An 8,882-nucleotide genomic window follows, 5' to 3' on the forward strand; every position below is an offset into this window, starting at 1 on the left:
ACCACAAATGTTGATGCGGAGAACCAAACTTTGATTAACCACAAATGTGTCTGCGGAGCACTGAACCGCCACTTTTGCCAAACCGCTGTTATGCGTTCGCCCTTCTTTTCCTGTAATAGTTTTAGTATCCAATATTGATGTCTTTTTTAGGTAATATTAAATACAAAAAGCAGACTTCAAAGATAAATAACATCTTCAAAATCCGCTTAAAAAGTAATGAAATTTGTCTATTTAGGTTAGATTTTTACAGCAATGGGAAAGTCAATTTCAAACTCTGTCAAGTTGTGTAAATAGTTGCTGATAATTTTATCGCCAACAACTATTATTACATCTATCATATTGGCTTCGTTGTAACCTGCTCCAAAAAATGCTTCTCTGCTTTCTTCGTTTGCACGTCCACGGTTTTTATTGCAGTAATTTTTCTATTTTTAAAAGAATAATTGTTTCGGTAATATTACAATTGCCCCCTCGGTAAAAACGCCTTTTTTGATGTAAAAATATAAACCAGAGCGTTTATACTAAGGAGATAAAAGACTACTTTTCAACCAAACCCGTTTCATTATAAACCACCATTAACGAAATACCCAATGCCATAATATCTTTCAAAACAAAAAAGTCTGTAGTGGGTACACCATCAATTATTTTATTAATACCTGGCGTTGTCAATAAAAAACTTAGAGTTGTGCCAAAAATAACGACTGCTGCCCAGCCAAATATTTTTCCAACTTGAGGTTTAAATAAACTCCATATTAAACCAATACCAACAATGATTTCGAAAAGCCCAATGATATTTGAAACGACTTGAACGCTCAACACTTTGTACATCCACGACATCAAAAAGTGGTTTTCAACGTAAGGTTTTATGCCTACAGCTTCCGATGGTGTGAATTTAAAAAAACCAATCCAAAGTAATACAACGACGACACCTGAAACGGCTATTTTATAGCCTAACTTATTTATTTTACTCATTTTATTTATTTTTAAAAGAATTGTAATTGAAAAAATTGGGGTGATTGCTTAGAGAAAAATACGTTTTATTTTTACGCTTCAACCAATTATAATTTTTCTGCAACAGGAAAGTCAATTTCAAACTCTGTCAAGTTGTGTAAATAATTGCTAATAATTTTATCGCCAACAACTATTATTACATCTATCATATTGGCTTCGCTGTAACCTGCTCCAAAAAATGCTTCTTTGCTTTCTTCGGTTGCACGTCCACGATTTTCAACTGCTGATGCTGTGAATTTTGCCAAAGCGTCTAACTTACTGTCGAAACTTGCTGTTCCTTTACGAATTTCTAAAATTTGTTCGTCTGAAAAACCATTCATTTTTCCTAATGCTGTGTGAGCCGATTGGCAATAACGACAACCATTAATTTGACTTGTTACCAAGTTTATCACTTCTCTTTCTTTGGCTCTTAATGTGCTTTTTCGATTTTGAAGCGTTAAATAGTCGCCTAATGCTGTTTCATTTTTAGCGAAATAGGCATACAAATTAGGAACAAAACCTAAACCTTTTTGGAGGTTGTCAAACATACCTTGATTGTTTGCAGATACTTCTTCTCTTGTTGGAACCGTGTAAGTTCTTTTTTCTGATGTTGTCATTTTATTATTTTTTAAATATTGTTTGTCTTTATTGACGATACAAAGGTGCGATGACTTACAATAGATAAAAATGATGTAGTTTAGGAAATTTGGTTGATGTAGTTCAACTTTTCTTTGAAACCCTTTTATTTCTTATTCTGGATAAAAATTCAGTCGTCATTCCTAAATAAGAAGCTAAAGCATATTGAGGAACTCTTTGCACGATTTGAGGATATTTATTTGAAAAAGTTTCGTAGCGTTCTTCGGCTGTTTGGGTTAGGTTTGAAATTATTCTTCTCTGTTGAGCAGCAAGTCCTCGTTCTGCCATTATCCTAAAAAAAGTTTCAAATTTGTGATTTTGTAATTTTAGTTCTTGTTCTTTTTCATAGTCAAGTTGTAAAATTATGCTGTCTTCTAATGCAACCACAAACATTGTCGCAGGTTGTTGAAAAATATAGCTGTTATAATCTGTAATCCACCAGTCATCAATGGCAAAAGTAATTGTGTGTTCTTGCCCTTCATCAGCCACAAAATAAGCCCTAAATGCTCCTTGCAAAACATAGTGTCTGTGCTTGGCTATAAAGTTTGGTTGAACTATGAATTGTCGTTTTTTAATTTTTTCTTCTTTGAAACAAGAACTAAAAAGCTTCTTTTCTTCTTCTGTCAGTTTTACAAACTTGTCAATATATGAAGTTATTTTGTTTGTCATTTAGTCTAATGTTGATGATTAGTAGTGTCGCTCATAGGGTGACGCATAACGTTTTGCAGCTTGGCGAAGTGGCGGATTTTGAAGTACTTACTTTCAATTTATTACTAAACTTCATTTGAAAACCAAATGTTCAATTTAGCACCGAACCCGCCATTTTGCCAAACTGCTGTTGTAGGCAGTGCTTTTTTATTCAGTTTCGTTGTTAAATTCGTTATAAGTATTTGTTTTCATAATGTCAATTTTAAAATCTCCATTTTTGTCTTTCATAATTATTACGCTGTCAAAACCTAATTTGTCTAATTTTTCCATTGTTGCAAGTTCTCCTTCTTTTAGTTGTAGAACTTTACGCAAAAGCCAATCTGACAATGCTTTGTTTGGATTTGTCATCAATGCTTTTGAATTTTCTTGACAAACTTTTGCAGAAAAAATATCTCCTGTTGGAATTTGTAAATTAAAAATTTCATCTCTTGGCGGAAAGAAATTTGGATATTTTCTGTGCAATTCCGCAGGAATTGGAATGTAAATTTCGCCAAAATCTCTTTTTCTTCCGTTTGCATTCCATTGATTTAAACCGCTTCGTTCAAAAATAAATTTCTCTTTTTTATGAATACCATAAAGTGGTAAAATCACATAATTTTCTCCTTTTACAAGTTTGTCTGTTGCTGGTTTTAAATTTTTGTTTTCCTCGAATAATTCAAGGAGCAAAGAATACGGGTCTTCAATTATATCAATCGGTAATCGAAACGCATTTTGCGGAATGATGAATTTTCTAAAAAGTGTACTTTTTGAATAATTGAAAGAATAAAAGTTGTTTCCATCTTCAAATTGCAAACTTGCTTTGTTGTCTTTTACCGAATGAATATTTGCAATATCAATGGTGTTATAATCAGTTTCATAAAGCAATAATTCTTTTTCTTTTCTCGCAACGATATGATAAAGTGAACTTTCAATATTGTAAAGCCTATTTGCTAAATTTATTCTATCGTTTCTAAATTCACCCAATTTAATTGCCAAATCTTTGCCTTTAAATTCAGCTAAAATTCTTGAAAGTGAATTAAATTCGGCAACCTTTTCAGTACTGTTATTTGTATTGCAGGTAAAGGTTTTCAAACCAACACCGATAGAATTATAATTTGCGTCAAAAGCCGTGTCAGAACGAGAAAGATTTCCCGCATCAAAACTTCTGCAAAAAATATTTTCTGCAACTCTATAATTGATGAAAGGAATTGCACTTTCACTGAACAAACCAGAAAGCTTTGAAACTGCTGAAAGCAGTTTCAAATAATTTCCGTTTTTTTCTATGTCAATTTCTGCAAACGATTTCATAAAACTTCAATTATTTGATTTGCAATTCTTTCAATTAAAGTTGTCGTTACAGAATTTCCTGCTTGCATATAAAGTTTACTATTTGCAAGTTTTGGAATTATATATTTTTCGATTGGATAACCTTGGAAAGCAAAACATTCTTTTGGTGTTAATTTTCTGATTCCAAAATCGTCTTTTATCAACGGAACATTATGTCCACCAGAACCCATATTTGCGGTTAATGTTGGACAAAGATTACTTTTGTTTTCTCTTGCATAAACTCTTCTCCATTGATAAACAGTATCTTTTGACAACATTGTTTTTGCAAGTTCAGGATAATATTGATGGTCTTTTTTGTAATAAAAAATATCATCTTGCTTTTCTTTATCTAAAAAGTCGTGAATTGTTTTTGTTAATTTGATTGGTTTAGGAAACTCAAATTTCGCATAATTTTTCACTTGTTTTGGGTCAAAAGCAACTATAAAAATTCGTTCACGATTTTGCGGAACATTTGCGTGAGTTGCTGAATTTAAAACTTTTGCAAATGTTTTATAACCCAATTTTTGTTCAAGCGTTTCAATAATTGTTTTGAATGTATTCCCATTGTCGTGGGAAACAAGATTTTTTACATTTTCTAAAAACACAACTTTTGGTTTGTGTTTTTCTACAATTTGCTCAATGTCAAAAAACAAAGTTCCTCTTGTGTCTGCAAAACCTTTCTGATAACCAGCAATCGAAAATGCTTGGCAAGGAAAACCTGCACATAAAATGTCAAATTTTTCAGGAATATAATTTTTGTTTCGTTCTTTTGTTATATCGCCAAACGGAACTTCTCCAAAATTTTCTCGATACGTTTTTTGTGCATCATTGTTCCATTCACTTGTAAAAACGCATTTTCCACCAACATTTTGCAATGCTAATCTAAATCCTCCAATACCAGCAAATAAGTCAATGAATTTGAAACTGTAATTTTCTGGAGTTGGAAACGGAACGTTTTCAACTTCAAATAAAAGTTGTTGTAAAGCATCTTCTGCAACAATCGGAAGTTCAGTTTCTTCTTGTTTATATTCTACGAAATTTTTTAAAGTTGAAATTGCATCTTTTTCGTAATGCTTTTTTACGCCGTTTCTATAATTATGCAGATAATGTGTCAAAACGGCTTTGTCTTCAACGCCTTCAACAAGTCTAATTTGATAGCTTTTGCCGTCAAATTCATTAATACTTATTGTCTGTTTTAAACTCATTTATTTTGTCTGTTAAAATTTGAGTGCAATTTACAAAAAAAAATGGTTGAATTTTAGGAGGTCGAGTTTATACGCAATTTTGGTCGCATTGCCTACAACGGTTGGTGTATGAGCAGTAGCGGATTTATAGCTACTACCTTTCAGAATACAAGATACTTAATTAAACGCAAAAACGGTTCAAGTTTGTACTTAAACCGCTATTGCTTATACACGGTGTTGGCAAATCGTTATTTTTTTATAATCTTTTGATAGTTTTTTTCTCTGTTTTCATTTGTTATCACCATAATGTAAATTCCGGGTTGAGAGTCTAAATTAAGATTGATTAAAGAAGTGTTGTTAAAGTTTTTGCTATTCATCAAACGACCGTTGATAGAAAATATTTCCAAACCTAAATTCGATTGAAGTCTATTAAATTGGATTGTAATTTCTCCACTAGTTGGGTTTGGGAAAACTTTTAAATTCTCTAAAGTAGAATTTTCAACTAAAGACAAGGTATTATTATTACATTCTGAAACAGAAATACTGAATATAAGGTCTCCTTCATTTGTACTTCCTAAACTATGTCCGCCTGGAAAATTAGCCGTGACCACTCCACCAGTATAAACATCACCACTAAAGTCTAAATCACCTTTGATTGTAAATTCAGTAGAACCAATACCTTTCAGACTAAAAGCATAATTTGAGTTTGCATCAACAGGGAAAGGTGTAGATAGAGGAATCACTAAAGTTCCAGTTGAGGTGACATTAATTGATTGAGTATAACTAGGTGTGTCTGTATTAGTACCGCTGTTAAGTCTTAATTCTGCAGTTCCAGAAGTTGTCATATCTCGGACATCGATCGTAATATCGGTAACTTCCCCACTACTAGTTGTTGTAATATTTTGGCCAGCCCATGCAAATTGGTTACAACTTCTCCAATTAGTTCCAGAAGTTGCTCCAATAATATCGTAACTTTCAGCTATATCGACACTGAATATAAGGTCTCCTTCATTTGTACTTCCTAAACTATGTCCGCCTGGAAAATTAGCCGTGACCACTCCACCAGTATAAACATCACCACTAAAGTCTAAATCACCTTTGATTGTAAATTCAGTAGAACCAATACCTTTCAGACTAAAAGCATAATTTGAGTTTGCATCAACAGGGAAAGGTGTAGATAGAGGAATCACTAAAGTTCCAGTTGAGGTGACATTAATTGATTGAGTATAACTAGGTGTGTCTGTATTAGTACCGCTGTTAAGTCTTAATTCTGCAGTTCCAGAAGTTGTCACATCTCGGACATCGACCGTAATATTAGTAATTAGTCCGCAGTTTGTTGTTGTAATGTTTTGGCCTGCCCATGCAAATTGGTTGCAACTTCTCCAATTAGTTCCAGAAGTTGCTCCAATAATTGTATAAGAGGTTTGAGAAAAAGACAAATTTAGTGCGAAAAATATGCTTATTAGTAAAAGGTATTTTTTTTTCATTTTTAAATAGTTTAAGTGTTAATATAAGATTTAATGTTTGCCAACGTTTCGGGGCTTGACGCAGTGGCGGAAAATCGAAGACGAAGCTTTCGATTTAGACGACACGTAGCAAAAGCCAATTCATTGAATAAATTTAAGAAAAAAAGTCAATGTAATTGGCTTTTGCGACATAGAAAGCCGAAACTTTCAATTAATCACTTAACCCGCCATTGCGACAAACCCTTGTTGGCGGTAGTTTTTATCTTATTCTGCTCAGGATTTCTTTCAGTTTGGGTTCAATTTTAAGTTCGTCAAATAGTTTTTTCGATAAATTTAAGGAGTTCTCAAAAGCCAAAACGATGTTTTTAGGATTTAAGTCAGATGTTACTTTTTTATACGCTGAATACCAAATTACATCAATGTCCTTTTCGAGATTTTTAGTCGGACTTTCCCAATGTTGCGTTTTGGTTGTTCTTACTCTTATAAGCCAAAGCAAGTATTTCTGAACATTTGATAAACTGTGATGAGCGTGAGCAAATTCTTCTCTTTTAATCAAGTTGCTTGTTGTCAGTACAACATTAAGTAATGATTGGCTTAACCACAAGATATTTTCATTTGTTATTCTTTCTGGGGATTTTGTTCCGATTTGATTAAGCGTTTTCGTTAAAAGTCCGTCTTTGTCGATTAGATTCATTTGGTCAAAATCGCTAAATTCAACAATTCCGTCCCAGGATTTGATAATTTCAATTTCCTCCGTTTTTAAAAAATGAAATTCTCCTCTGACCATATTGTCGAAAATAGCCACTTCACTTCCATATTCGTTGGTAAAATATAATGCAACCGGATGAATTTGGTTTACCCATTTTTCGGCTGAAAAGTCTTCTTTACTTTTCAAGAAAATATAAAATTCGATGTCGGAATATTGGTCTCCTTCGTTTTTTGTAAATGAACCATACATAAAAACGGCGGAAATATTTTCGTCTTGTTGAGCTAATAATTTTGTTTTGTCAATCATTTGTAACTGTGTCATTTTTCTAATTTTTAAAAATTAATAATAGAAAACTCCATTACTTTTTAAAAGCAATGAAAAAGTTTGAGTTTATTTATTTTGGACAGTTACTTATAGCTTCATCGGATTATATTTTTTTATGTTTAACATTCTGTTTGGTAAAATTACCGCCAACGTTTTGCAGCTTGGCGAAGTGGCGGATTTAGAAGCACTTACTCTCAATTTAGCACTAATGTTCATTTGAAAACCGAATGTTCAATTTAGCACTGAACCCGCCATTTTGCCAAACTGCTGTTAGCAGATGTTGTAATTTTTATTTATTCGTTTTCGTTACTTCATCATATTTTAATTCCACTTTTCTGTCGCCGTCAAATTCGACAATTACCAAGTTTGAATTAACTCCAATAATTTTACCGTCTGTGAGTTTTCCTTTTCTTTTAAAAACTACGCTGTCTCCAACATTTAAAATAACTTTTGCATTTGCTTCGGTTGATACATTTATTAAAGTGTTTTGTGTCCCCCAAACATCACCAATAATTTTAACTTTTTTTCCGTTGCTTTTTACATAAACTTTTACGTTTCGTAAAAATTCTCCTTCATATTTTTTTGTTAAGTTATCTACTGCTTGTTCCATTGCGTCTGCATCTGCTTCGGCAACTGCTTCAACTTCACGAGTTAATAAAGTATATTTTTTACTGTCATCAACATTTCTGTTTCCGATTGTTGTTAAATCTCCAATTCTGTTCCAGCTTCCGCAACTTGCTAAAGATAGAGTTAAGCCAAATAGTAAAATTTTGTTTTTCATTGTTTTATTTTAGTTTACGATTATTGAACTTGTTGCCATTGTTCCTTTAGCTAAATTTGTTTGGTAATGAGTTACGCTTTTCCAAACATAACCTCCTGAACCATTAGATACAAATGCTTCAAAATAATAAGTTGTTGGAGTAGTGCTAGTAATCATTGTGTTTAAGTCAAAATATGCTAAACCATTTGCATCTGTAGTTACTTGTTTTTTAATTGGAGGCAATGCACTTGTTGAAGTTACAGGTTGGTCAAACATCATAATAATGTAGTTTGGTTTTACTACACCTGCTGAAGTTGTTGCTGTTAATTTAACCCAAGTGTTTGTAGTTGTAGATGAACCGCCACCTGTTTCTGTTGAACTTGAATCGTCATCTTTTGAACAAGAAATTGTAAAAATTGTGACTAATGCTAAAATTGTCGCTTTGAAAAAATTTGTTTTCATTAATGTAAATTTTTGTTTTGTGCTTACTTTATTTTATGCTTTTTTGGTGTAAAAAGTCATTTTCGGCTTTCGGTTGTTCAGCTTATTTCCCGCCGTTAACAAATATTTTGTTCAAGTTAGATTTTTGAAGAAATGTCTTATTTGCGTTCGATTTTTCAACAATATCTGCTAACTAGTAAATATCATCAAATATATACAACTTTTTTTAACTTTAAAAATTATTCTTCAAGTTTTTTCTTACCTTTTATGTCAACCATGCGATCTAACGGACTCTGTATCCTATCAACAGCAGTTTTCGTTAAATGTGTATAAACAGTCGTGGTTTTTATACTCGAATGCCC

9 protein-coding genes are annotated in these 8,882 nt (G+C 32.5%); all 9 read right to left on the reverse strand.

The features are described from left to right. Positions 1 to 534: 534 nt before the first annotated feature. The 9 genes from Q0075_RS06845 to Q0075_RS06885 all read right to left on the reverse strand — a co-directional run bounded on the left by Q0075_RS06845 (position 535) and on the right by Q0075_RS06885 (position 8,541). Entirely contained in the window at positions 535 to 969 is a 435-nt protein-coding gene (locus Q0075_RS06845; RefSeq protein ID WP_034981927.1) for a DUF417 family protein, read from the reverse strand. 86 nt (positions 970 to 1,055) lie between these two features. Next, positions 1,056 to 1,604 (reverse strand): carboxymuconolactone decarboxylase family protein, encoded by a 549-nt coding sequence (locus Q0075_RS06850; RefSeq protein WP_028123680.1) that lies wholly within the window; start codon positions 1,602 to 1,604, stop codon positions 1,056 to 1,058. A 103-nt stretch (positions 1,605 to 1,707) separates the two neighbouring features. Further along, complete coding sequence (locus Q0075_RS06855) at positions 1,708 to 2,292, reverse strand: Crp/Fnr family transcriptional regulator (protein ID WP_028123681.1); 585 nt, start codon at positions 2,290 to 2,292, stop codon at positions 1,708 to 1,710. A gap of 186 nt (positions 2,293 to 2,478) precedes the next feature. Further along, positions 2,479 to 3,618, reverse strand: a complete 1,140-nt coding sequence (locus tag Q0075_RS06860; protein WP_297868861.1) for a restriction endonuclease — start codon at positions 3,616 to 3,618, stop codon at positions 2,479 to 2,481. After that, positions 3,615 to 4,841, reverse strand: a complete 1,227-nt coding sequence (locus Q0075_RS06865) for a DNA cytosine methyltransferase (protein ID WP_297868862.1) — start codon at positions 4,839 to 4,841, stop codon at positions 3,615 to 3,617. The genes Q0075_RS06860 and Q0075_RS06865 overlap by 4 nt, the downstream gene beginning before the upstream one ends. Positions 4,842 to 5,068: 227 nt before the next feature. Continuing rightward, positions 5,069 to 6,307, reverse strand: a complete 1,239-nt coding sequence (locus Q0075_RS06870) for a T9SS type A sorting domain-containing protein (protein ID WP_297868863.1) — start codon at positions 6,305 to 6,307, stop codon at positions 5,069 to 5,071. A gap of 238 nt (positions 6,308 to 6,545) precedes the next feature. Next, on the reverse strand, positions 6,546 to 7,316 hold the full coding sequence (gene lnu(H) / locus Q0075_RS06875; protein ID WP_018110123.1) for a lincosamide nucleotidyltransferase Lnu(H): 771 nt from the start codon (positions 7,314 to 7,316) through the stop codon (positions 6,546 to 6,548). A 292-nt stretch (positions 7,317 to 7,608) separates the two neighbouring features. Continuing rightward, entirely contained in the window at positions 7,609 to 8,100 is a 492-nt protein-coding gene (locus tag Q0075_RS06880; RefSeq protein ID WP_297868864.1) for a hypothetical protein, read from the reverse strand. Positions 8,101 to 8,109: 9 nt separating this feature from the next. Further along, positions 8,110 to 8,541 carry a hypothetical protein gene (locus Q0075_RS06885; RefSeq protein ID WP_297868865.1) on the reverse strand — a complete coding sequence of 144 codons (432 nt, stop codon included), beginning with the start codon at positions 8,539 to 8,541 and terminating at the stop codon, positions 8,110 to 8,112. Between the last annotated feature and the right edge of the window lie 341 nt (positions 8,542 to 8,882).

It is taken from the genome of uncultured Flavobacterium sp., assembly GCF_937967675.1.
Taxonomy (GTDB): Bacteria; Bacteroidota; Bacteroidia; order Flavobacteriales; family Flavobacteriaceae; genus Flavobacterium.

Bases quoted from the DNA above. Each gene is read 5' to 3' on its own strand.
- Q0075_RS06865 (WP_297868862.1), bottom strand. From the start codon at position 4,841: ATGAGTTTAAAACAGACAATAAGTATTAATGAATTTGACGGCAAAAGC.
- Q0075_RS06885 (WP_297868865.1), bottom strand. From the start codon at position 8,541: ATGAAAACAAATTTTTTCAAAGCGACAATTTTAGCATTAGTCACAATT.
- Q0075_RS06880 (WP_297868864.1), bottom strand. From the start codon at position 8,100: ATGAAAAACAAAATTTTACTATTTGGCTTAACTCTATCTTTAGCAAGT.
- Q0075_RS06860 (WP_297868861.1), bottom strand. From the start codon at position 3,618: ATGAAATCGTTTGCAGAAATTGACATAGAAAAAAACGGAAATTATTTG.
- Q0075_RS06855 (WP_028123681.1), bottom strand. From the start codon at position 2,292: ATGACAAACAAAATAACTTCATATATTGACAAGTTTGTAAAACTGACA.
- Q0075_RS06845 (WP_034981927.1), bottom strand. From the start codon at position 969: ATGAGTAAAATAAATAAGTTAGGCTATAAAATAGCCGTTTCAGGTGTC.
- Q0075_RS06870 (WP_297868863.1), bottom strand. From the start codon at position 6,307: ATGAAAAAAAAATACCTTTTACTAATAAGCATATTTTTCGCACTAAAT.
- Q0075_RS06850 (WP_028123680.1), bottom strand. From the start codon at position 1,604: ATGACAACATCAGAAAAAAGAACTTACACGGTTCCAACAAGAGAAGAA.